This is a genomic window from Anaerotruncus rubiinfantis (genome assembly GCF_900078395.1).
In the GTDB taxonomy this organism is placed as follows: domain Bacteria; phylum Bacillota; class Clostridia; order Oscillospirales; family Ruminococcaceae; genus Anaerotruncus; species Anaerotruncus rubiinfantis.
Genome location: NZ_FKLA01000009.1, coordinates 1802736 through 1826105, shown reverse-complemented (window position 1 = coordinate 1826105; position 23370 = coordinate 1802736). Strand labels below are relative to the sequence as shown.

General features: G+C 54.4%; 26 protein-coding genes and 1 other annotated feature (1 of these 27 cut by a window edge). Of the genes, 3 read left to right on the top strand and 23 right to left on the bottom strand.

What is annotated here, in order from left to right; all coding sequences use genetic code 11:
- Positions 1 to 151, bottom strand: a binding site (T-box leader) (it extends 96 nt beyond the left edge of the window).
- A 69-nt stretch (positions 152 to 220) separates the two neighbouring features.
- The 20 genes from BN4275_RS14250 to spoIIIAC form a co-directional block, all read right to left on the bottom strand.
- Positions 221 to 829 (bottom strand): ECF transporter S component, encoded by a 609-nt coding sequence (locus BN4275_RS14250; protein WP_066459470.1) that lies wholly within the window; start codon positions 827 to 829, stop codon positions 221 to 223.
- A 41-nt stretch (positions 830 to 870) separates the two neighbouring features.
- Positions 871 to 2097, bottom strand: a complete 1227-nt coding sequence (gene tyrS, locus BN4275_RS14245) for a tyrosine--tRNA ligase (RefSeq protein ID WP_066459469.1) — start codon at positions 2095 to 2097, stop codon at positions 871 to 873.
- Between the two features lie 129 nt (positions 2098 to 2226).
- Positions 2227 to 3894, bottom strand: coding sequence for a DNA repair protein RecN (gene recN / locus BN4275_RS14240; RefSeq protein ID WP_066459468.1), 1668 nt, complete (start codon positions 3892 to 3894; stop codon positions 2227 to 2229).
- 34 nt (positions 3895 to 3928) lie between these two features.
- Positions 3929 to 4390: an arginine repressor gene (gene argR / locus BN4275_RS14235; RefSeq protein WP_066459467.1), complete on the bottom strand. Its 462-nt coding sequence runs from the start codon at positions 4388 to 4390 to the stop codon at positions 3929 to 3931.
- Positions 4387 to 5250: an NAD(+)/NADH kinase gene (locus BN4275_RS14230; RefSeq protein ID WP_079988291.1), complete on the bottom strand. Its 864-nt coding sequence runs from the start codon at positions 5248 to 5250 to the stop codon at positions 4387 to 4389. The genes argR and BN4275_RS14230 overlap by 4 nt, the downstream gene beginning before the upstream one ends.
- Positions 5251 to 5262: 12 nt before the next feature.
- Positions 5263 to 6063 carry a TlyA family RNA methyltransferase gene (locus BN4275_RS14225; protein WP_202614996.1) on the bottom strand — a complete coding sequence of 267 codons (801 nt, stop codon included), beginning with the start codon at positions 6061 to 6063 and terminating at the stop codon, positions 5263 to 5265.
- A 24-nt stretch (positions 6064 to 6087) separates the two neighbouring features.
- The gene (dxs, locus tag BN4275_RS14220; RefSeq protein WP_242863677.1) at positions 6088 to 7953 is read right to left on the bottom strand and encodes a 1-deoxy-D-xylulose-5-phosphate synthase; all 1866 of its coding nucleotides are present in this window, start codon (positions 7951 to 7953) and stop codon (positions 6088 to 6090) included.
- 20 nt (positions 7954 to 7973) lie between these two features.
- Positions 7974 to 8495, bottom strand: a complete 522-nt coding sequence (locus tag BN4275_RS14215) for a divergent PAP2 family protein (RefSeq protein ID WP_066459464.1) — start codon at positions 8493 to 8495, stop codon at positions 7974 to 7976.
- A gap of 35 nt (positions 8496 to 8530) precedes the next feature.
- Entirely contained in the window at positions 8531 to 9412 is an 882-nt protein-coding gene (locus BN4275_RS14210; protein ID WP_066459459.1) for a polyprenyl synthetase family protein, read from the bottom strand.
- Entirely contained in the window at positions 9399 to 9617 is a 219-nt protein-coding gene (xseB, locus tag BN4275_RS14205; protein ID WP_066459458.1) for an exodeoxyribonuclease VII small subunit, read from the bottom strand. Before xseB ends, BN4275_RS14210 begins: the two co-directional genes overlap by 14 nt.
- Positions 9614 to 10834: an exodeoxyribonuclease VII large subunit gene (xseA, locus tag BN4275_RS14200; protein ID WP_066459457.1), complete on the bottom strand. Its 1221-nt coding sequence runs from the start codon at positions 10832 to 10834 to the stop codon at positions 9614 to 9616. The genes xseB and xseA overlap by 4 nt, the downstream gene beginning before the upstream one ends.
- Positions 10831 to 11775, bottom strand: coding sequence for a Kae1-like domain-containing protein (locus BN4275_RS14195; RefSeq protein WP_066460468.1), 945 nt, complete (start codon positions 11773 to 11775; stop codon positions 10831 to 10833). Before BN4275_RS14195 ends, xseA begins: the two co-directional genes overlap by 4 nt.
- 1 nt (position 11776) lies before the next feature.
- Entirely contained in the window at positions 11777 to 12295 is a 519-nt protein-coding gene (gene nusB, locus BN4275_RS14190; protein ID WP_066459456.1) for a transcription antitermination factor NusB, read from the bottom strand.
- A 116-nt stretch (positions 12296 to 12411) separates the two neighbouring features.
- A complete protein-coding gene (locus BN4275_RS14185; RefSeq protein ID WP_066459453.1) occupies positions 12412 to 12795 on the bottom strand; it encodes an Asp23/Gls24 family envelope stress response protein in 384 nt (127 codons plus the stop codon).
- Between the two features lie 185 nt (positions 12796 to 12980).
- Positions 12981 to 13526, bottom strand: a complete 546-nt coding sequence (locus BN4275_RS14180; RefSeq protein WP_079988290.1) for a SpoIIIAH-like family protein — start codon at positions 13524 to 13526, stop codon at positions 12981 to 12983.
- 18 nt (positions 13527 to 13544) lie between these two features.
- The gene (locus tag BN4275_RS14175) at positions 13545 to 14123 is read right to left on the bottom strand and encodes a SpoIIIAG-related protein (RefSeq protein ID WP_066459450.1); all 579 of its coding nucleotides are present in this window, start codon (positions 14121 to 14123) and stop codon (positions 13545 to 13547) included.
- Positions 14124 to 14127: 4 nt separating this feature from the next.
- Complete coding sequence (locus BN4275_RS14170) at positions 14128 to 14613, bottom strand: stage III sporulation protein AF (protein ID WP_066459448.1); 486 nt, start codon at positions 14611 to 14613, stop codon at positions 14128 to 14130.
- An 8-nt stretch (positions 14614 to 14621) separates the two neighbouring features.
- The gene (locus BN4275_RS14165; protein WP_066459446.1) at positions 14622 to 15776 is read right to left on the bottom strand and encodes a stage III sporulation protein AE; all 1155 of its coding nucleotides are present in this window, start codon (positions 15774 to 15776) and stop codon (positions 14622 to 14624) included.
- Positions 15777 to 15788: 12 nt separating this feature from the next.
- The gene (locus BN4275_RS14160; protein ID WP_242863675.1) at positions 15789 to 16169 is read right to left on the bottom strand and encodes a SpoIIIAC/SpoIIIAD family protein; all 381 of its coding nucleotides are present in this window, start codon (positions 16167 to 16169) and stop codon (positions 15789 to 15791) included.
- A 16-nt stretch (positions 16170 to 16185) separates the two neighbouring features.
- Positions 16186 to 16383 (bottom strand): stage III sporulation protein AC, encoded by a 198-nt coding sequence (gene spoIIIAC / locus BN4275_RS14155; RefSeq protein WP_066459444.1) that lies wholly within the window; start codon positions 16381 to 16383, stop codon positions 16186 to 16188.
- Positions 16384 to 16766: 383 nt separating this feature from the next.
- On the opposite strand from spoIIIAC, the gene BN4275_RS14150 reads away from it, so the two are divergent.
- A complete protein-coding gene (locus BN4275_RS14150; RefSeq protein WP_066459442.1) occupies positions 16767 to 17138 on the top strand; it encodes a metal-dependent transcriptional regulator in 372 nt (123 codons plus the stop codon).
- Between the two features lie 264 nt (positions 17139 to 17402).
- Positions 17403 to 17795 carry a metal-dependent transcriptional regulator gene (locus BN4275_RS14145; RefSeq protein ID WP_066459439.1) on the top strand — a complete coding sequence of 131 codons (393 nt, stop codon included), beginning with the start codon at positions 17403 to 17405 and terminating at the stop codon, positions 17793 to 17795.
- Between the two features lie 67 nt (positions 17796 to 17862).
- Here BN4275_RS14145 and BN4275_RS14140 read toward each other — a convergent pair whose 3' ends face one another.
- Positions 17863 to 19329 (bottom strand): GntR family transcriptional regulator, encoded by a 1467-nt coding sequence (locus BN4275_RS14140; RefSeq protein ID WP_066459437.1) that lies wholly within the window; start codon positions 19327 to 19329, stop codon positions 17863 to 17865.
- Between the two features lie 325 nt (positions 19330 to 19654).
- Here BN4275_RS14140 and BN4275_RS14135 point away from each other — a divergent pair, with 325 nt between their 5' ends.
- Positions 19655 to 21730 (top strand): bifunctional diguanylate cyclase/phosphodiesterase, encoded by a 2076-nt coding sequence (locus BN4275_RS14135; protein WP_161940208.1) that lies wholly within the window; start codon positions 19655 to 19657, stop codon positions 21728 to 21730.
- A 72-nt stretch (positions 21731 to 21802) separates the two neighbouring features.
- Here BN4275_RS14135 and BN4275_RS14130 read toward each other — a convergent pair whose 3' ends face one another.
- Both BN4275_RS14130 and BN4275_RS14125 read right to left on the bottom strand, forming a co-directional pair.
- Entirely contained in the window at positions 21803 to 22318 is a 516-nt protein-coding gene (locus BN4275_RS14130; RefSeq protein WP_066459430.1) for a stage III sporulation protein AB, read from the bottom strand.
- Positions 22303 to 23295, bottom strand: coding sequence for an AAA ATPase domain-containing protein (locus BN4275_RS14125; RefSeq protein WP_118477734.1), 993 nt, complete (start codon positions 23293 to 23295; stop codon positions 22303 to 22305). The genes BN4275_RS14130 and BN4275_RS14125 overlap by 16 nt, the downstream gene beginning before the upstream one ends.
- Positions 23296 to 23370 lie beyond the last annotated feature (75 nt).

Sequence of the window (23370 nt, the reverse complement as noted above, 5' to 3'; positions counted from 1 at the left end):
ACGGTGAGATACCGTCCACACCTACTTGCCGCACGGCTTTTGGCTGGAAGCTCAGGGGCGAGTTATACGCACATCCGCGGTACTGCCTTGCACCATCCGGCAGCTCTCTGCGACACGCTGGGTGTGTTTTGTTCCCCGTCATAGCCTTTGGGATATTGATCTTGGTTGCTATCATAACGCTGGAAAAAGAATTTGTCAAGCGTTATTTTTAAAAATTCTGTCAGGAGCGTTTCAGGATTTTGGCCAGCGGCTTTCCGACGGTCAGTGTCAGAAAGGTTGCAATCGCAGCCTCGATCGTACCGGAAACCGCGATCACACCGATGATCATCTTGAAAAGCGCGGAAAAATCGATCCCCTTGGCGGCAGCATACCGCTTGCCAAAAAAGATATAGATTCCCGCCATAACCAGCACCGTATTGGTAAGCGACCCCAAAAGCCCCGCGCCGATAAACGCCGGAAGGTCGCTTTTGGGCCAGAGCTTTACAAGCCCCCGAAAAACATATGCCGCAACAATCCCAATGCAGATCCGCGGAACCATCGCCACCACAATACTCCAGAAATTCCCCAGCATTGGCGTAAAGACAAACGAAGTGAGAGTTGGCGCGGTAGTGTTTGACAAAATACTCATAAGGCCCATCAGTCCGCCGAGAACCCCGCCCGCCATCGGGCCGAGCAGCACGCCGCCCAAAATGACAGGTACATGCATGATCGTCGCCTTGATAACCGGGGTCTGGACAAATCCGAGCGGCGTGATGCCGAGAAGGATGGTCAGCGCGGCAAGCAGGCCAAGCATCGTCAGATATTTCGTGGATGAAAACTTACCCGCCATAACCGCGCCTCCCGCATCTTTATCGCTATCGCTGTTTCCCGTCAGCCCAACAGGACCTTATGGTAAACCTTCTTCCCCTTTTTGAGAATCACATGACCTTTTCCGAACGCGTCGGCAGCTACAGCTTCCGCAAAGTCAGAAACCTTTACATCATCGACAGAGATACCGCCCTGCTGGATCAGGCGCTTGGCTTCGCCCTTTGACGGCGCCAGACCGGACTTTACAAGCAGGTCGACCACACTGATCTTCCCATCCGAAAAATCGGAAGCGGAGATTGTGGTGGACGGCATGTCATCGCTTGAGGTTCCCGCGCCGAACAGCGCGCGCGCGGCGTCGAGCGCCTTCTGGGCCTCGGTTTCGCCGTGGACCATCTTACAGAGTTCAAAGGCAAGGATCTCCTTCGCCTTGTTGAGCTCGCTGCCTTCCCACTTTTCCATCGCTTCGATCTCTTCGACCGGCAGGAAAGTGAGCAGCTTGAGGCAGTTCACAACATCGTCGTCCCCGACGTTTCTCCAGTACTGGAAAAACTCGTAAGGGGAGGTCTTATTGGGATCGAGCCAGACGGCGCCGTTTTCGGTCTTGCCCATCTTCTTGCCCTCTTTGGTGGTGAGCAGCGTGAAGGTCATCCCATAGACCTCGTCGCCGGTCACGCGTCGGGTCAGATCGATCCCGCCCAGGATATTGGCCCACTGGTCGTTGCCGCCGACCTCCAACATGCAGCCGTAATCACGGTGCAGCTTTAAGAAGTCGTAGCTCTGCATGATCATATAGTTAAATTCCAGGAAGGAGAGCCCGCGTTCGAGGCGTGTCTTGACGCTGTCCATCGTGAGCATCTGGTTGACCGAGAAATAGACGCCGACATCGCGCAAAAGCTCGATATAGTTCAGTTTGAGGAGCCAGTCGCCGTTTCTGAGCATCAGCGCCTTGCCGTCCGAGAAGTCGATAAATTTCTCCATCTGGCGCTTGAAACATTCAGCGTTATAATTGATCTCCTCAGGGGTGAGCATCTTGCGCATATCGGTGCGGCCGGTCGGGTCGCCGACCATGGTCGTGCCGGTGCCCAGCAGGGCGATCGGACGGTGTCCCGCAAGCTGCAGGCGGCGCATCACGACCAGCTGAAGAAAATGGCCGACATGCAGGCTGTCCGCAGTTGCGTCGAACCCGATATAGAAGGTCACCTTCTCCTTATTGAGAAGTTCCTCAATCTTTTCCGGGTGCGTCATCTGCGCGATCAGGCCGCGTCGGGTTAATTCTTCGAAAACTGTCATCGATCTTTCTCCTTGTAATTTCAATTTCATTGGCACACTGTTTCACGTTAATGTGCGAAACGGCACCCATAGTATAACATGTGATTTTTCAAATAACAAGCCTTCACGCGGCTTTTTATGCGGATTTTCTTAGTTTCGGGCATCCGAAAGCATTTCCCGCGCATGCGAAAGCGCGATCTCACTCACCTTTTCCCCGCCCACGATTCGCGCGAGCTCCCGCACGCGCGCCTCGCGGTCAAGCGGCTGGATCGTGGTGAAGGTTCGATTGTCATGGGTCTGTTTGGAGATGTATAGATGCTGTTTTGCGAACGACGCGACCTGTGCGAGGTGGGTCACAACGATGACCTGCCGGTTCTGGGCAACCTGAGCGAGCTTCTGCCCGATTTTCTGCGCCGCGCGTCCGGAAACGCCTGTATCGACCTCGTCAAAGATCAGCGTACCGATGCCGTCCCGGTCGGCAAGCACATTTTTGATCGAAAGCATGATGCGGGAAAGTTCACCGCCCGAAGCGATCTTTGCGAGTGACTTCGCCTCCTCACCCAAGTTGGTCGCGATAAACAGCTCCATATCATCGATTCCATCCGGCGAAAGCGGCTTTTCCCGCCGGATGACCGAGAGCCGCACCGACGGCATATCGAGAAATGCAAGCTCATCCATCACTGCTTTCGTGAAACGTGCGGCCGCCTGGATCCGCTTTTCGGAAAGTTCCTTCGCCAGCTTTTCGGCCTGCGCAAGCAGTGCGCCAAGCTGGCCGCGCAGCTTCTCTGCGCGCACATCGGACGACTCGATCTGGGACAGCTCCTCCTCTGCCGCGTCGCGAAAGGCGAGCACCGCCGGGATATCCGCGCCGTATTTCTTTTTGAGGGTGTAGATTGCGTCAAGCCGCCGTTCCACCTCATCAAGCCGTCCCGGATCGCAGTCGAAATTCTCCAGAAGGTCATGGATATCCGCGCCCATCCCCTCCACCTCGTAAAAGATGTCGGTAAGCCGCTCGGAAAGCGGCTGCGCCTCCTCCATGTATTTTGCGGCCTGTTGCATATTTTCCATCAATGCGCCTAGCAGGCCGGTAAGTCCGCGTGTCTGCTCGTCCCCATCAAGAATCGCGATGCTGCCGCCAAGCGCTTCGGTGACGCTGAGCGCGTTCTTCATCAGCTTGCGTTGGGAACGCAGATCCTCTTCCTCGTCCGGCTGCAGGTTCGCCGCGTCGATTTCATTGATCTGATAGCTGAGCAAATCGATCCTGCGGGCCTTTTCCGCCTCGTCAGTGTCGACGCTTTCAAGCTCCCGGCGCACCTCCATATAGGCGTGATACGCCTGCCGGTATTTTGCCGACAGCGGCGCAAGCTCCCCGTAGCTGTCGATGAAGCCAAGGTGTTTTCCCGGTGAGAGGAGCTGTTGATTGTCGTGCTGTCCATGCACATTGATGAGCAGGCTGGAAACAGTCTTCAGAATCGATGCAGTCGCTGGGCGGCCGTTCAACCGGCAACTCGACTTGCCATCGGCGGAAATCTCCCGCGCAATCAGCACCGAGCCGTCATCGTCCGAATAACCCGCTTCTCCAAGCGCCTTGCAGGCCTCGTCAGAAATCCCGGTGAACAGCGCCGAAATTGCGGCTTTCTGTTCGCCGGTGCGGATCATTTCCTTTGAAGCGCGCTCCCCCAGCACCGCGTTAATTGCGCTGATGAGGATCGTTTTTCCCGCACCGGTTTCGCCGGTAAAGACATTGAGCCCCTCAGCAAAATCGATCGTCGCCTCACTGATGACTGCGACGTTGTTTATGTAAAGCTGTGAAAGCATCTGCTCACCCCTTACTTGCCAATTTTCCGCGCCGTCAGTTTGACGCGGACATCATCTTCCGCAGCTGCATGACCAGTTCGCGGGCATTATGGTCGTCCCGCATGATCGCCAGCATGGTGTCATCCCCCGCGATGGTTCCAACCACCCCGTTCCAATGCAGCGTATCGAGCGCCGCGCAGACCGCGTTCGCCATGCCGGTGTAGCATTTAATCACCAGGATATTTCCCGCTGAATCGACCTCCTTGACCGATTCGGAGAAAATCACCAGGAATTTATTGCTCATCTCGCTTTTTGGCGCTTCCCCATGCGCTGTGTAGTGATATTTTCCATCCGGTGTCAGGGTTTTTATCAGCCGCAGCTCTTTGATGTCGCGGGAGATAGTCGCCTGGGTCACCGGAAACCCATTGTCCGCCAGAAGGCCCAGCAGTTCGTCCTGCGTTTCAATCGGCCGTGAATTGATCAGCTCCAAAATTTTGGCATGTCGCTTTGCTTTCATACGCCTTCCCCCCTGGATTTGAGTTTCTTACTGAGAATACCGGTAAAGGTCTTTTCGGCAAAATTGATAAACGGGACGGTTCTTTCTGATTTTTGAATCCGCACCTGCCGGTCCGCGTCCAGCCCGGCAATCCGTTCGCCGTCCACACTGACCACGATATTATCCGAATTATTGACAAATTTACTGCGTACATTCAGCTGCATCCGCGGCGAAAGCAAAATCGAACGGTCATACAGCGAATGCGGGCAGATCGGCGTGAGAACGATCGTGTCGATCACCGGATCTACGATCGGGCCGCCCGCCGAGAGCGAATAGGCAGTTGAACCGGTCGGCGTTGCAAAAATGAGCCCATCCGCCCGGTAGCTGCCCACCGGCTGCCCATTTCCGTCAAGGATTTCCAGATCAACCAACCGGGCGTGTCCACCCTTTGCGATCACCACGTCGTTGAGCGCGTAATACAGCTGTGGATCGCCGCCGACGCGCATCTCGAGCATCATCCGGTTTTCGATGGTATAATCCCCGTCCGCAAGCCGGTCAAGGTATTCCATCTCGTTCGGTTCCAGCTGCGCCAGGTAGCCGAGCCGTCCGGAGTTGATCCCCAAAAGCGGCTTTTGATGTTGCATTGCATGCTTTGCACTGTGCAGAATCGTACCGTCGCCACCGACCGTGATGATCACGTCGCAGCCGGTGATCTGCTCGTCAAACGGGGCAAAATGCACGCCTGCAAAACGGCCCGCGTACTTCTCATCCATCAGGATGGCACAGGCGCAGGAATGCAGCCGCCGGATGAGCGGCTCCATCAGACAAAGAGTGTTGTCCCTTGTGAGGTTCGGCATAATCAGCACTTTTTTTCCCATCATAGCGGTATTCTCCTAATCCAGATCTGTGTGGGACTGTTCAACAAGCGACTTTACCATCTCATCATTAACCGAGTCGCCGCCCGCGGCTTTTTGCAGGTACATCAGGTATTCGATGTTGCCTTCCGGCCCCTTGACCGGAGAAAAATCGATTCCACAGACCGCAAATCCGTTCTCCCGGGCATACTGGCAGGCGTTCCGCAAAACTTCGATATGGGTGGCCCGCTCGCGTACCACGCCCTTCTTCCCGACCTTCTCGCGGCCGGCCTCAAACTGCGGTTTGACCAGGCAGACCGCCTCGCCGTCCGGTTCGAGCAGGTCGGCCGCCACCGGAAGCACCAATTTGAGCGAGATAAACGACACGTCAACACTCACGAAAGAAACCGGGTCCGGGATCTGCTGCTTTGTCACACCCCGGATGTTGGTGCGTTCCAGGTTCACAACCCGTTCGTCGCTACGCAGGCTCCATGCAAGCTGTCCATACCCCACATCCACCGCGTAGACCTTCGCTGCGCCGTTTTGCAGCATACAGTCGGTGAAACCGCCGGTTGACGCGCCGATGTCCATACAGGTCTTTCCCGCCAGCGTGATCGGAAAAACGGCCATTGCCTTTTCCAGTTTCAGCCCGCCCCGGCTGACATATCTGAGCGTTTCCCCGCGCACTTCAATCTTTGCGCCGGGCTTTATCTCCATGCCCGGCTTATCGGCCTTCTGGTTGTCCACATAGACCTGTCCGGCCATAATCACGGCTTTCGCCTTTTCCCTGCTTGGAAAAGAACCGTTCTCCACCAGCAGGATATCCAGTCTTGTCTTCACGCCGCCCTCCCGGTTCATCAGAAATCAAAAGTAAAGCTCTGCAACTGTTTGCGCAATCGACTGTGCGTCCAATCCGCAGGATTTGAGTGCTGCAGGGACCGCCATCTGGCGGATGCATGGGTTTTCAATGGCGCGGATGCTCATCCGGCCGCGGTAACGCGCGGCCGAAAGCGCCGCGAGGAAATGCTCCCCGATCCCGCCGCTGCGCACGCCTTCCTCCACAAAAAGGATGGTGCGGTACTTTCGTGCGATCTGCACGCATTCCTCCGGGAGCGGATGGATTTTGCACAGTTTGAGCAGGTCGGCTTTTTTATGCTGCGCCTCCAGAAGTTTCACCGCTTTATAAACCTCCGAAGTCTCCCGGCCATAGGTGATGAGCAGCGTGTCGCCGCCGCTCGAGATATGGGTATAATCCTCCGCCGCGGAAAAAGCCGGATCTGAAAGCTCCGGTTCACCGCCGCGCGGGTAGCGTACCGCGGCGATCCCATCGGTATGATAAAGCGCCCGTTCCAGCGCATATTGAAGATCCCGGAAGGTTGCGGGAGAATAGACCACACAGTTTGCAATTTCACTCAGGAACGCCGCGTCATAAAGCCCCTGATGCGTCTCGCCGTCATCCCCGACGATCCCGGCACGGTCCACAGCCAGGACAATATGCTGTTTTTCGATCGCGGCATCATGGATCAACTGATCAAATCCGCGCTGCAAAAAAGTGGAATAGACCGCAAAAACCGGCCGCAGCCCGCCCGCGGCAAGCCCACAGGAAAAAGTCACGGCGTGTTCCTCCGCGATTCCCACATCGAAGAAACGATTTTTGTCCCCAAATTTCTGTGCGAACGGCGTAAGCCCCGTCCCGTCCTGCATGGCGGCTGTAATGGCAACGATCTTATCATCTTTTTCAGCAAGGCCCGTCAGCATCCTGCCAAATTCCGAAGAAAAGGACGCGCCCGGCGTTTTGGTATGGCCGTTCGAGCGGTTGAACTGTCCCACGCCATGGAATTTGGAAGGGTCCTGCTCCGCAAACGGGTAACCTTTGCCCTTCACGGTGTTCACATGGACCAAGACCGGCCGATCGACCTCTTTGGCGCGTTCCAGCATCTTAATGAGCACCGGCAGGTCATGTCCGTCAACCGGTCCGAGATAATAAAAACCGAGATCCTCAAAGAGGTTGCTGTGATAGATCGCCTGGCGGAACATATCCTTCGACTGCTTGACCACGTCGCGCACGCTTTCGCCCACGACCGGAATTTTGACAAGCGCTCCCTCCACTTTATCCTTGAGGTTCAGATAACCGTCCGAAGCGCGTTTTGCCGCGAGATAGCGGGCAAAAGAGCCGACACTTTTTGAGATCGACATCTCATTGTCATTGAGCACAACAATCAGCCTGTCGCTGCTGCGTCCGGCATTGTTGAGCCCTTCATATACCATTCCGCCGGTGAATGCGCCGTCACCCACGACCGCGATCACATGGTGCGGATCTCCTGACAAGGTTTTCGCCTTTGCAAGCCCGCATGCGGCGGAAATCGAGGTGCTCGCATGCCCCGCAATGAAGCAGTCGTATTTGCTCTCACTCGGGCGCGGAAATCCGGAAAGGCCGTCCTCCTGCCGGATGGTCGAAAACCGGTCAGCACGTCCGGTGAGCAGTTTATGGGTGTAACATTGGTGCCCCACATCCCAGACAATCGAATCGTCCGGCAGGTCGAACACCGTATGTAGTGCGACCGTCAGCTCAACCGTCCCCAAGTTGGAAGCCAAATGCCCGCCGTTTTCCGACACCGTGCGGATCAGCTTCTGCCGGATCTCCCAGCAAAGCAGCTTTTGCTGTTCTTCGCCAAGTTTTTTCAGGTCGCCGGGCAGGGTCAATGTATTGAGAAGGTTATATTTTGCCAAGATTTCACCCCATGTCTCTATTAAAATGCCGGGACGAGCACCGCAATCAGAATTCCGAGGATTGCGCCGCACAAAACCTCCAGCGGCGTATGGCCAAGGAACTCCTTGAGCGCCTTGCGTTTTTTGCCGTCCGGACCCGTTTCCTCTTCCAGGAATTCTTCTCCGCGCGCGAGCGCGTCGAACTCCTCCTTGAGCGCCTGAAACAGCTCTTTAAAATCGATCACCATCTTATTGAGCACCTTCGCCTGTTCGCCGGCCGCGCGGCGCACACCCATCGCATCGTACATGACGATGCCCGCGAGCGCCACCGAAAGAGCAAATTCCGGCGCCGCGTATCCCACCTTTTTTGCCATCCCGACCGCAATCGCACAGACCAGCGAGGAATGCGAGCTCGGCATGCCGCCCGAACCGACCATCCGCTCCCAGTTGATCTTTTTCGTGCTGATATAGCAGAGAAACGTCTTGATGAACTGCGCGGCAAACCATGCAAGAAAACCCACATTCAGGACATAGTTGCTGGTGATCACTTCCAATGGATTCATACAAACCTCCTATAACATACCGCTGGCCTTTGCGGTCAGTGGTCGCGCGTCAGGATCATGTCCGCAGCCCAACAGAGAAAACCGTTGTCCGCAACCGCCGAAATATACGCCTTCGCTTCATCCACAAGCCGGGCCGCCTGTTCCCGTGCGCCGGAAAGCCCATACAATGTAACATAGGTGGTCTTTTCATTCTCCGCGTCGCTGCCGATCGGTTTTCCAAGCGTTTCTAGGCTGCTGGTCACATCAAGGATGTCATCGGTGATCTGGAAGGCCAGCCCATAACAGCGCGCATACGAATCGGCCGCCGAACGCATTGCATCGTCAGCGTTCCCGGCGATACAGCCGAGCCGTGCGCTTGCTCGCAGCAGAGCGCCGGTTTTGAGCGCGCAGAGGGTGCCGAGCGTGTTGCCGTCAATCCGTCTGCCTTCGCTGCCGAGGTCAATCACCTGTCCCCCGATCATTCCGAACACGCCGGACGCTTTCGCAAGCGTGCCCGCCGCTTCAACTTTCTGCGCATCGGAAAGCGGCGAGGCCATCACTGTTTCAAAGGCATGCGTCAAAAGCGCGTCACCCGCAAGCAGCGCGTTCGCCTCTCCGAATTCCCTGTGACAGGAGGGTTTGCCGCGCCGGAAATCGTCGTTGTCCATGCAGGGCAGGTCGTCGTGGATGAGGGAATAGGCATGCACCATCTCCACAGCGCAAGCAAGCGCCATCGCCCCGTCCCGGGTCGCGCCCGCGAGCCGGCCGAATTCGAGCGCCAGTGCCGCGCGCAGGCGCTTGCCCGCGTCGAGCAGGCTGTAGCGCATCGCGTCGATCACCGCCACCTGCAGGCAGTCGTTTTTGTAGGCGAGCCGCTCGCGCAGCGCGTCATTCGTCTGTTTTGCGTAAGCTGCCAGCTGTTCTTCAAACCGATTCATCCTGCGCCTCCATCGTCGTCTTTGCGGCGGAGAGCTTCTCCACCTTGAGCTTTGCGGCTTCCAGCTTCGCGCCCGCCAGATCGATCAGCTTGACCGCCTCGGCGTAAAGCTTGATCGCCTCATCTATCGAAATATCCCCTTCGAGCGCCGCGACGATCTCTTCGAGCCGTGCGATCGAGGATTCCAATGTCACCGTCTTGCTCATTTTATTTTCTCCTTTGCTTTCTCCACGCCGTTCACCGTGGAGCGGATCGTTCCGTCCGCGACCCGGATTTCCAGCCGGTCGCCCGTTTTTACCTGCGCGACTGACAGAACGGCTTTCCCATCCGGCCCGGTCGTCAGGCTGTAGCCGCGTGCCAGGATCTTCACCGGGCTTCTGCCCTCCACCAGCGCCGCCAGATATCCCAGCCGGTTTTCCCGCTCCGCAATCCGCTGTTCCATCGCGCTGAAGGCGAGTTTTTTAAGCATAGCGAGCCGCTCCCCACAGTGTTCAAGCACTCTTTCAGGGGGCGCCAAACGGGCCTTTGCGTTTTTAACACGGGTTTCGTATCCGTCAAGCCTGCGTGTGACCACCGCATGGCAGCGTTCCTGCATGTCCGCGAGATAATACCGCAAATCGGAAAGGTCAGGCGAAACGAGTTCCGCCGCCGCCGATGGAGTCGGTGCGCGCAGATCCGCCGCGAAATCCGCGATCGTAAAGTCGGTCTCATGCCCAACAGCCGAAACCACCGGGATCTCGCTCGCGGCAATGGCGCGCGCGAGCCGCTCGTCGTTAAACGCCCAGAGATCCTCGATTGAACCGCCGCCGCGCCCCACGATGATCACATCACAGAGCCGCCCGGCGCAGAGCGTCCGGAGGCCGTCAATCACCGTCTGTGCGGCGCCCTTCCCCTGCACTTGAGCTGGGTAAAGCACAACTTTGGCAACCGGGTAGCGCCGGGAAAGGATGTTGAGCATGTCCTGCAGCGCGGCGGCGCCTTCGCTCGTCACAATGCCGATACGTTCGGGATAGACCGGGAGCGGACGCTTACGGGCCTCATCGAAGAGTCCTTCCCGGGAGAGCTTCTCTTTGAGCTGCTCATAAGCCAAATGCAGTGCGCCAATCCCATCCGGCTGCATATCGGTCACATAGAACTGGTAGCTGCCGTCCCGCTCATAGAGCGAAACCGAACCCGACACAATCACCGACATGCCGTTTTCCGGAAAAAATGGTACGCCTGCCGCATAGCTGCGGAACATCACCGCTTTGATGGATGCGGCATCGTCCTTAAGGGTAAAATAAAGGTGGCCAGATTTGTAATGCCGGGTGAAATTTGAAATCTCTCCGCGCACCATCAGGCCACCCAGGACCTTGTCGGACTCCAGAACCGATTTGACATAACGGTTCAGCTGGGAAACCGATACCACCGTCGGCGCTGTCATGAATCGATCCCTCCCGTCTGCGCGATGCACGCGAGAATCGCCGCGCCCGCGGCATTGTCGGAAGAAAACTGCGGATCGGCAAAATATCCGCCGTAATGGCGGGTGATCTGTTCCCGGATGATTCGGTTGGACATCACGCCTCCCGAATAGACGACCGGCAGTTCCCCATAAATTTTTTTCACCCATTCGGTCATCCCCGCCAACGCCGCATAGATGGAATCGAGACAGAAGCGCGCGATATCGCAGGGCGCTTCACCATCAGAAAGCATTTTCCGGCAGCGGTTCTCAATCCCGGAAAGCGAGCAGTCCGCGCCCTTGAAGGTAGGTTTCACCTTATATTGCCGCTGTGATGCAAGCGCAAGCGCCTCAAGCGCGCGACCTGCCGGAAAAGAAAACCCCAGCATCCCGCCTACCCGGTCTACCGCCTGTCCTGCCTTGAGGTCGAGCGACTGCGCGACCAGTTCCACGGAAAAAATCAGCTCCTTGTCCGGTTTCACAAACAGGCATTCGGTTGTCCCGCCCGACAGGTGGAACGCCACGAACGGTTTTCCCACAAGCGGAAGCTGTCCGGCGGAGTAGAGCGCCGCCGCAATATGGCCGCGCTGATGCGAAACCGCGGTCACCGTAAGCCGGTTTACCGCGGCAATTGACCGCGCAACCGTTTCACCTACGAGAAAACAAGGCATGTAAGAACCCGCTGCATCGCGCGGGCGCACCGAGACGCCAACTCCGGAAACCGGCCCAGGGGCTTGCTGCATCAGCCCTTCAAGCAGTTCCGAAAGCTGCTTGACATGCGAAAAAACGGCCTCGCTTTGCCTAAGGCCCAGCGAGCCGTCTTTTACCGCAAGCAGCCTTTTATTCTGCAAAACAATATTGTCGCCGCTTTGATAAAGCGCCGTGGAAGTCGTATAATTGCTGGTGTCCAGCCCAAGGAACAGCATCTTACTGCGCCGCCCGGGCTGCGGCGGCAGCCGCATCGAACTCCTCGACCGCCTGTGCTTCCTCCGCGGCCTGTTCGGCGGAGTCATCCGCCGCCTTTTCCGCAGCGAGCGCCTCCGGCACCTCCTGCCCTTTTGCGCGCACATATGCACCGAGCACCCCGTTTACAAACGAAAAGTCGTCGGTGTTGCCGTATTTCTTTGCCAGTTCGACAGCTTCGTTGATCGAAGCGCCGACTGGGACCGTATCGATGTGGTCAATCTCCCACAGGCTCATGCGGATGATCGAAAGCGCGACGCGGGACATGCGGTTCAGCTTCCATTTCTTTGAGTAGGCCGTGATCGTCTCGTCCAGCCACGGCAGATGCCCGCATACATCTTTTGCAAGGTTATATGCATAATCATCCACCTCGAGGCTGCGTCCGATGGTCGCCTCCTCGATGATCTCGTCGATCGACTCATCCTTGAACGAACGCTCAAAGATCAGCATGAAGGCCTGTTCGCGGGATTCGCTACGTTTCATATATTACGCTCCTAGGGTTGTCCCTTTTGCAGGACACATTTTTTCGTGGTTCATTTTTTGGCGGTATCCAACCCGATGACAAGAAAGCCCTCCAAGCAAGCCGGGAGGGCGGGCGACTATTCTTCAGCTGTCTGAGGGACCTGTTCGGGTTCGTCGAACACAATTCCCGCAATGTCAATGTTCACGCGGGAGACTGCGATCCCGGTCATGTTCTGCACCGCTTCCTTGACCGCCGCTTGAATCTTTTCCGCAACCTGCGGAATATTCACACCAGATTTGATGTTGACATGGATATCGATCACGGCAATGTCGTCGCTCAGATCAATAGCGATTGGTTTGGCGGATTGTTTTTTGATCAGCCAGCCCTTGAGGTTGGTGGTGAAAGAGGCGAGTGAATCCACGCCTTCGATTTCAAGCGCGGCAAACCGCGCGATCGTGGCGATCACATCGCGGGAAATTTTCAGGTTGCCAATCGATTGGCCGCTGTCACGAGTCTGCATAGCGATTCTCCTTCTGTATGAAAAAAGTCGGCGCTTTGGTTGGTAGACAGATTGCACGATGCCCTTTGACCATCCTGCATATGTAGATATTATAACATAAATTTCCGAATATACAACCGTATATACAGGATTTTCACAAAGAAAAGCCCGCCTTGAAGAGCGGGCTTTTTGGATATTTTTCAGTGTCAGTTGATTTCCACAATCGAGATATTCTCCGCCGGGATGCTGGTTTCCTTGAGGATGATGTCCTTCATCTGGGCGACCTGGTCGGCTTCAAGCCCTTCGGTTTTTACCACGACGTCGACGCCTTCGGTATCGTAATAAACCATACAGTCCTCAAAGCCCTTGGCTTTGATCAGGTTTTCGATCTTCCCCTCGGTTTCGATCGACTGGGAAATTTCAGTCGCCTTGAGCACCATCTCCGCCTTCAGATCGGGATCGATCTCAGCGTCCGCGAGCATATTCTTGAGCGTTTCGACCGATTCATCGCGGGAACGCTGGCGGGTGACTTTGGCCTCGGCAAAATACGCTTCCCCGTCCACGCCCGCGAGCGCCGGATCGTTCGAGTCGACCAGCTGCGCGTCCCCGTAATTCTTATCGCTTTCGAGCGCAGCGGTCGGTGTGAGCGCGTTGTCCGCCTGCGCGAACTGGTAGTTGACATAAACTGCGAGCCCAAGCCCCACAACGAGCGACGCCAGGATGATGTGTTTTTTTCTGATGACCATATTCATACGGGTTTCCTCCTCAAACTAACTGATTTTCGTAACACAAACTTTATTGTAAGGGATGCCGAGCGCGGTGGTGACCACCTGCGTCACCCGCTCCTGTACAATCATGCTGCCCGCTCCCTCGCAGACCACCACGACCCCCTGGATCGTCGGCTGTTTCTGCGTTTTGAGCAGGGCTTCCTTTTTGCCGCTGCCCGCGTCCACAACGATATACTTCTCTTCGGTATTCTGCTGCTGCGTTTGTTTTTTTACCTCATCCCCTTCATAGCTGTTTACCTGGTTTACATTCTGCGACTGCTCCACCGCATAGACATATTCCACACCGTTTTCCGCGGTGACCATCACTTCGCACCGTCCCACTCCATCCACACTGCCCACAATCTTTGTGAGCCGCCCTTCAAGCTGCTCGATGTATGCTTCGGAAGTCTGCTGCGCTCCGCCCACCGCCGGGTTTTCCTTCGCGCCGGCCGGCAGCACTGCTGACAGCAGGATCAGGCACATGCCAGCTATCCCGATGAGAAAAAGGGCCTTTCCTTTTTGCTTTTGAAACAGCGCTGCGATTTTATCTGGAAAAAGGATTCCTTTCTTAAGCTCATTCATGTGGTCACTCCTTTTGATATCCAATGAGTACATTGACGCCAAGCCGTTCCATCAGTGCGGTTCGGATTTCGTCGTGACGGGGAAGGTACGATTCGTCCAATTCCACCTCACACTCACTAATAGATATGCCGTTTTCATCGTCGGCATGAATATTTACATAAATTTTCTGGTATTCGATTCCCATTTCGGCCAATCTGTCGGCGGCCGCGATCCGGATACTTTCGCTTGCAATTTCGCCGGTCTGCTCCTCCACCGCCGAGGTGAGATTCTTTGCCCGCCGCTGCACCTCCCGCTGCATCTCGTCCGCTGACTCCAGATCGAGGGAAATCGGCGCAAGCGCCAGCGGAGAAAGCAGGCAGCTCAGGAAGAATACGCTGGAGGTAATATTGAAGAGCCGCTGCATGTTCGATTTTGGCAGGATCAGCTGCGCCAGCCCGCAGGCAATCGCGGCCGCGCAGATTCCAAACGCCCATTGACGGATGCTCTCCATGTCTATCTTTATACCCCCATTGAAATAATTAGAACCAGCGAGGTCGAAATGATGATCAAAAGCGCGAAGCACAGGATCACCGCGATCAGCACCCCGAGCGTGGCCGAAGCGCTTTTTAAGATCTGCGCCACCGGTTTCACCCCAAGCATCTCCCCGAGCGCCGACGAAAGATTCACCGCCAGATACCACATAACCGTCTGCAAAAGGATCGGCAGGAAGGTCATCGCCGCCACCAGCACCCCGAACACGCCGACTGTGGTCTTGAGAAGCTTCATATACCCCTGCGTGGCTACGAACGCGTCCGAAAGGGCGCTCCCCACCACCGGCACAAAGCTGCCGATCAAAAATTTGGCCGTCTTGGAAACGACTGTGTCGCTTCCTGAAGCCACCATCGTCTGTAAGCTGAGCAACCCGACAAAAATGGTCAGCAGAAGTCCCAGCGCCCAGGAGACCGTTTTTCGTATCACCTGTGCGACCGCGTTCACATCGATACCGGGCGCTAAACTCCCCGCGATGCAAAACGCCAGATAAATTCCCATGAGCGGTACCAGCACGCTGGAAACGATCTGCGCCACCACCTGGCAGGCCATGAAAAGGAACGCGGTATATGCTCCGGCGGTGACCGGCTGGCCGCTCACCGTCACCACCGTGGAAAAGACCGGGATAAAAGCGAGAATAAAATTTGAGCCGTCATGAATCGCCCGCGCGGTTGAGGTGATGCAGTCAACAATCGGCGCGATGATCGAGGTGGCGATGCAGACGACTGCAACCGCCGAAAAAACGCTTGAAAGCGTCCCTTCCCAAAGCGAAGTCTTGAGGCTGTCAAGCAGCGCACAGAGAAGGATCGTCCCAAGCACCGAACCGAACACAGTGAGCGGCATCCGGACCCGTTCGAGGACCAGCTGCCAGACGGCCTGAAAAAAGTCCTTCGGGGAAAGGCTCAGCAGCTGCTTATAGTCAATTCCAGTGATCCCGGTATCGTCAAGCAGACTCTGCGCATCCTGCGGCAGATTCCCGAAAAGCTCGTCCGCCCCTGCCGCATCCAGCTGCGCCTGATAATCATAATCCCCAAGTTCGGATTTTCCGAGATCCGCTGCGCAGGCCGGGACGCATAACCCAAACACCAACAGGCAAAACGCCAGTACCAGGGCTGTCCATTTCATCCGTTCACCCCCTCATCCGATCAGGCTCCCCACCACCGCCAGGATCTGTTCAAAAAGCGGAAGCGAAATGAGCAGCACCGAGATTTTACCCGCCGCTTCCACCTTGGAAGCGACCGCCGTTTCTCCCAAGTCCCGGCAGGCATCGCAGGCGATCTGGGTGATAAAACAGATGCCAAGCGCCTTAAAAAGAATTTGTACATATTCGGCGCGTGCGCCGGTCTTTTGCAAAAGCGCCTCAATCCGCTCAAAAAGCGGAATGCCTGCGGAAATGATCATCCCAAGAATCAGGATACCGGTCAGCAGTGAAATCATCAGCGAAAATTCCGGATTCTTTTGTTTTAAGATTGTCGAAAGGGCGACCGCGATCACCGCAAGCCCTGTGACCGTGAGCATATCCAGGCCCTGCATCTCAGTAAAGCCCAAACACGGTCTTAACCGTTTCAAATAATGTATTGATCTGCACTATAATCATCATGAGCACCACAATCAGCCCGGCCAAAGTTGTCATCATAGCCTGCTCTTCCCGTCCGGAACGGATGAGCACCTGATTGAGTACCGCCACGATGATGCCAATGGCTGCGATTTTGAAAATCAAATCCACATCCATAACTTTCTCCTATCCGCCGAATCACGGCTTTTCTTTCCTGGATGGGAGAAGTCCTCTCATCCTTGTCCTTTGCAATATAGATATGCCTGTCCCCTCCATTTCAGAACCGTTTTCTTCATCTCCTTTTTTTGCCCAATAAAAAACGACCCTCAAAAGGGTCGTTTGCCATCCTGGCGCAGACTGCCGGGACCATGCGCTTTCCCGGGCGGCACAGATACGGAAGAAGCTGCTCCGGGTTCCCCGCGCGGCAGTCAAGAAATTCTGCAAAAATTTCTGCTCTTGAACAAAAAGTGAGACTATGCTAGAATGATGAAAAATGTCGCGGTCAAATTGTTTATATCCTACGAATTTGTTTCAACCGGCTAACAACAAAGGAGGAGCTCATGAATATTCACGAATCCGCGGAAAACTATTTGGAAGCTATCCTGATTTTGAAAAATGAAAAGGGATTGGTCCGTTCCATCGATATCGCACAGCATCTGGGCTTCTCCAAACCAAGTGTCAGCCGCGCAATGAGCCAGTTTCGGGAAAACGGCTATATCATCATGGATAAGGATGGGTGGATCACCCTCACCAATTCCGGGCGCGAAATTGCGGAACATATCTATGAACGGCATCGTTGCCTCACCGAATGGCTGACCGCGCTCGGCGTATCCGCCAAGACCGCCGCTGCTGACGCCTGCAAAATTGAGCATGACATCAGCGATGAAACATTCCAGAAACTGCGTGAGCACATCGGTAATTCCCCAAAATGAGTTTTGGGTCAGGTCTTGACAATTTGGTTAGCATATGCTAATCTTATTTCAGACTAGTGATCACCATAATATTAGAATAGAAAGACGGATGCGTCTTTTCTTTTTCCTTATTGGTTAGCGTTTACTAACTAGAGGAGGAAATCAATCATATGACTCGTTCTTCGAAACCACCAGTCGCTTTTTCCTGTGCGCTCGCGCTGACGGGGCCCAAACCTGAGAATATGGTTTGCTTGCGGCCCGAATTCCGAATGGGAGGAAAATCTGATGTTATCCAGTTCATCCACTCGGTACCTGCTTGCAATTTATGAATTGAGCAACGGCGGCGCCGCCGTGCGGTCAGTTGATATCGCGAATCTTTTGCAGGTCAGTCGGGCCAGTGTTGTAAAGTGCCTGAAAAAGCTTGTCGAAGAAGGGCTTATCCAAAAAGAATACTACGGGAATGTCCAGTTCATGCCGCTTGGCGTGCGGGAAGCCAACCGCATCTACACCGAGTACACGTTGCTTTTCACTTATTTCTCCCAATGTCTCAGGCTTTCTACGGCAAGTGCGCGCAACGACGCCATTGCCGCCCTCTGCTATTTTTCCGAAGAAGGAAAAGAAGTGCTGATGCAGCGCGCCCTGAAAAATGCCGGCTGTGCTTCGCCCAACCGCATATAAGCGCCAATATGCGGGCCCAAAGGAACCAATTATCGGATTGGTTCCTTTTGTTTTGGCTAAATCAGGGTTATCGAAGCGGACGCAGGCAAATGATTGGAAGAACCTCTTGTATCCCGGAAAGCAGCAGGTTCTCTTTCACCGCTTCAAAATTCAGACTGTATACTTCCTGCAGCCGTTCTCCAAACTTTACCATATCCCGTTCACGAAGGGCCTGATAGACAAGCCTGATCTGCTGTGCAAAAAAGCCGACCCGGTATTCCTTATATTCACAGAAAACCAGAAAATATCCCCATCGCTCCAAATCACACAGATGCTTTACGATATCACGCAGCGTCTTGGAAGGCATACGGTCCAGGAAAAGCTGCAAAAAGGGAGAACCTCCTTGGACAAAAATATCCGCATCGCTTCCATTTTCAATCCAGGCGCCGATTTTTTCGATATCATCATCCAAAATAAAATCCATTGAAAATTCCGCTAGTTTTGGGCAAAGTAGGAAAATGGCTTGCATGGTATAGAGGAAAATTTTCAGCCCCTGTTTGGCGGTCTCGCTGGCCAGGGCCGGCTGCCGCTGCCGCGCTTCAGATAATGTAACCGTGCAGCCCCTTCCCCTTTTGGCCTCGATTAATCCCAGTTGGTTCAGCAACCGAATGGCGCCGCGAATGGTAATTTCTGAGGCGTCGAACTTCTCTGCCAGTTCAATAATGCTGGGCAGGCGTTCACCGTCAGAAATGTTCCCCATACTCATCTGCATAATCAACTGCAACGCGATATCAATATAAAGGGGAGGCGTACTGTTCTCGGGCTGCCAGGAAAACTCCACTGGCGAAAGCGCAACATTCGGCTCAGGCAGCATCGCCAGATATTCGAGCATCCGCGTTTCATATGACAGGTACAGTTTTTCAAAATTGACAATCAAACGCGATTCTTCGTGATGTTCGATGCAGAACAGGGAATCCTCCAAAACACGATACCAATCCATACAGTCGGCGCGGGTATCCTGCGGGCTCCGGGTATAAGGGATCTTGCTGAACAGGGTCAACTGATGCCGCAGGTCTGAGAGGATGGGGTTTTCAAACATTGAGACAAGCCTGTCGATGAACTTCTGGATCAGGATGGTATATTCATCCACCGTTATGGTTTCCCCATCATAGGATCGCAGCAGATCCCGCAGATAATCCAGATCGTTCTTCTCACATAAACGTGCGCCGTGAACTGCGAGATTGGGCAGCAATATGCGCCAGATCTGGAAAACGTCTTTGAGCGCCTCTTTCTTCCGGGTCAGATATTGCAGAAGGGCCGCTTCGCTGTTTTCAAACACTACCACAGCCTGTTTTCCCCGTTTTGTTCGGATATAGCCTTCCTGTTCAAGCCGTTCCAGCGCCCGCAGAACGATCCCGATCTTTACCTTGTACTGCGCGCAGATTTCATTCAGGGTCGGCAGGAGCTCCCCTTTTACACGCACACCGGAAATAATTTGCGCCAGCAACATCCCATAAAGTTTTTCACACTGGGTATAGGGTGTTTTTTTTGCCACTTCACCACCTCCGTCCCTTTCATTATACGTGTTTTTTCGTCAAGCGCAAGTAATCAGAAATCACAGGACCGTGGCTGATTTTGTCAGAAACTATTGTGATTTTAGAAAGGCCATGTTATTATTGTTACTGTATGATTATCATTATAATCACAATGTTTTGGGAGAAATAAAAATGCTGCACAATGAAATCCGAAAATCAAAAACAGTTCTAATACTGTTTTGTTTTCTTATATTAATCATTATTTTTATATCCACCTTAACAGTCAGAAATGCCATACATCTTCGGACATCAACGGAAGCACTCACCTTTTCTTATCTCGATGATGTGTCCTACCAGGTTTCGGAACACATTGACCACCGGATTTCTGAAATTGTCCTGAATCTGCATTCGATTGCGGACAGCCTTGCACATGTGGACACTCAGGAATCCCGGATTGATTATCTGGGACGCAAGGCCGGCTACTATGGTTTTGACCAGGTATTTACCGTGGCGCCGGACGGCACTTTCCTCTCGAGTGAAGGGGAATACCAAGATTCGGAAGAAATCTTTTCCGCGCTTGCACAGATGGACGGGCAGCCCTATATCCATCAGCTGGACGGACAAAATCTCCTGTACGCCGTTCCGCTTCGGGAAGGGAACCGATTTTCCGGAATCATCGGCTGTATCCAGGGAAAAAAACGGATGCAGGATCTTATCCAAAGCAACAGCTTCGGCGGGAGCGGAGTTTCCTGCATCACCGACGAATATGGAAAGGTTGTCATCTCCCCGCCTGATCTGAAGTTTTTTCTGGCGTTGGACGATATCTTTGCCAGAAATGCCGATCATGCTGTTTCCACACAGATTGAACAGATGAAACAGGACATGCTGGAACGCCGGGACGGAAACATCTATTTTACCACGATCAGCGGCGAGCATGTCCTGATGGCTTATAACGCTCTGCAGATACAAAACTGGGTATCGCTTACGCTGATTCCCGCAGATGTCATTGCAAAAGATGTCTTCCAGTATATCGCATGGAATGTGTCCATCACAGCTGCAATCATCCTTTTGTTCGCTATTTTCATCGCAACCCTCCTGTTCATATACCACAGGAATCAAAGGCTGCTTGAAAAGATTGCATTCGTTGACCCGGTTACCCAGGGCTTTTCCATCAACCGTTTCAATCTGGAAGCACTGGAACAAATCCATAAATCCCCGCCCGGTTCCTTCCTTATGGCCTCGCTCAATGTGCGGGATTTCAAGCTTATAAATGAAAAATTTGGAAGCAAGGAAGGCGACGATACACTTCGTTATATCTATCATGTGCTTTCTGAAACGCTCAAACCTGGAGAATTGGCTGCCCGCGGCGCGGCTGACAACTTTTACCTGCTGATGGGCAAGGCGGAACCGGAATCGGTCAGCGCCCGTTTCAAACAGATTGAACAGAGGATCAATGCCTTTAACGAAGGCCTGAGGGAACCCTATTTCCTTTCAATCTCGTGCGGCGTTTATCAGATTGATGAACCGGAGTTGGAAATCCGGGCCATGCAGGGCCGCGCAAACACTGCACGGCAAAGCACATCCGGCGATACCTGCGGGTTCTATACTGCGGAAACGCAGGCTCAGCTTCGAAACAGCAAGGAACTTCGCGACCAATTGGAGCATTCCCTGGAAAATCAGGAGTTCATGGTCTATTTCCAGCCAAAGGTACGGCTGAGTGACTGCTCGGTGGGTGGCGCGGAAGCGCTTGTTCGCTGGCAGCATCCAACAAAGGGATTCCTCTCCCCGGCCGATTTTATTCCTGTTTTTGAACGGGACGGTTCCATCTGCAAAGTAGATCTGTTTGTATTCGAGGAGGTCTGCCGCTTTCTGAAGAAGCGGCAGGATTCCGGAAAGCCGCTATTTCCAATCTCTGTAAACCTTTCGCGGCGCTTTTTTCAAAATCCTGATTTCATCAAGCCGTTTTATGAAATCAGGCAGCAGTACGAAATTCCGGAAGGGCTCATTGAGCTGGAAATTACCGAATCTGTCATGTTTGAGCGCAATGAAATTCCGCGTATAAAGGCCGCGCTCCAGGGAATCCACGAGGCCGGATTCCTCTGCTCCCTGGATGATTTCGGCTTTGGATATTCTTCCATCAGTCTTCTCAAAGAGCTGGATGTTGACACGCTCAAGCTCGACCGCAGTTTTTTCCTTGAACGCAATCTTGATAAACGTGCCCAATATGTCATCTCCGCAATCCTGGAGCTCACCGATAACCTTGGGATCCATACGGTGGCTGAGGGGGTTGAGTATCCGGAACAGCTTAAATTCCTACAGCGGGCGGGCTGCGGTCTGGTACAGGGATATATCTTCTCCAAACCGCTTTCTATTCCCGATTTTGAAGCCTGGGTGGAACAGCCGATCCAGGTAAGCGTATGATCAATTTTCCCAACCGTAAAAAGGAAGCGGCCCAGGGCCGCTTCCTTTTATATTATTATGTTGATTGCAAGTTCAGATAAAGACGATCACCACAAACGCACCCGCAAGCACACCCATCGTACGGTATAACTTTGCATAGGAGCCGCAGCGTCCCTGAGCCGAGGTAAGCTGCATCTGCAAAAGTGCCTTCGCGTGTGCCAGCTGTGCGAGCTGGCTCTGCAGATCGCATTGACCAAGCGTATCTGCAAGGCCGGTAAGGATCGAAAGGTCGTCCGGCGCCAGATTTGCACGCGTCACCGTGATCGCCTGCTTCCATGCTTTGGGGAATGGTATCCCGCGTCTGCAAAGCGATGCGCATGCGGGCAGAAAAGCCGCCGCGGAAAGCGACTCGCGGCTTTCCAGCCTGCCGACCACTTCGTCCGGCGGCGCAAGGCTGTAGGAAAGTTCGCTTTCAAACGCGGCGAGCGCCGCGATACAGGCTTCCAGTTCCTCCACACGGTTTGTGAGCGTTTTCGCCATTGCCATACCAATTGATGTCGTGCACAGCACCACCAAAACCATTCCGCTGACCTTTAAAAAAGCGTACATACTTCACCAATCCTTTTCACTTCTGTTATTTCCGCCGGGCGCTGTGCGCCTGCAAGCAGCACGATTAGCTCAAAGGCTCCGGTTTCAAGCAGTTTCCTCGCCTGCGGACGGCGCGACAATTCCGCAAAGCTTCCCGCATGAATAGAGGTCACCACCGAAACACCACTGTTGGCGGCCTCTGTAATTCCTTCTATTTCCCGGTCGCTACCCACCTCGTCGCAGATGATTACCTCCGGCGAAAGGTACCGCAGTGCGATCTGCAGTCCTCGATCTTTTGGATAGCCGGACAGCAGGTCACTGCAGACACCCAGATCATTTTGGATACCGCCGCCCGAAGCGGCGCCGATCTCCCCGCTCTCGTCCACCACGCAGACTTTCACATAACGCCCGACCGCACCGTCCGCAAGCTGCCGGGCCAAGTCGCGCAGCAGGGTTGTTTTTCCGCTGGCGGGCGCACCCACAAGCAGGATTCCCCGCAGGCGGTCCGCCAGATATCCGCGAATCAGCGGGTCCGCCGCGCCATAGATCTCCCGTGCAATCCGCAGGTTAACCGAAGTGATTTCCCGCACAGCGGTCATCTTCCCTTCCTCCAGCACAGCGGTTGCCGCAATGCCCGCCCGATGTCCTCCGCGCACCGAAATATATCCGTCTGCTACCTCCTTCTGATGACTGTGCACCGACCAGCCGCAGAGTGATACAAAGCATTCCTGCAGATCCGACCGATCCAACAGAAAAGGCTTCGCTCCCGGATTCGGAGAAACAGCCCCATTTTCCTCTACAAAAAACGGTCGGGTGCAAACCATCAGCGTAAGCGGTCGACCGGTTCGCAGACGGATTTCAGTCGCGTTTAATCGGATTTCGCGCGGGACCCGCTCAAGTGTACGGCGTACCCGGTCGGACAGTGTCCCCACTGCCGCGCTGTAACGTTCATCCTCTTTCAATTCGGTCACGTCCTTTGGCTTTCTCCCTTCTATCATATTGGCCCGTCCAAAATTTTAGAACCTGTCCGAAATGAAAATTGGACCGGCTTTTCACCGGTCCAATCTGTCCCA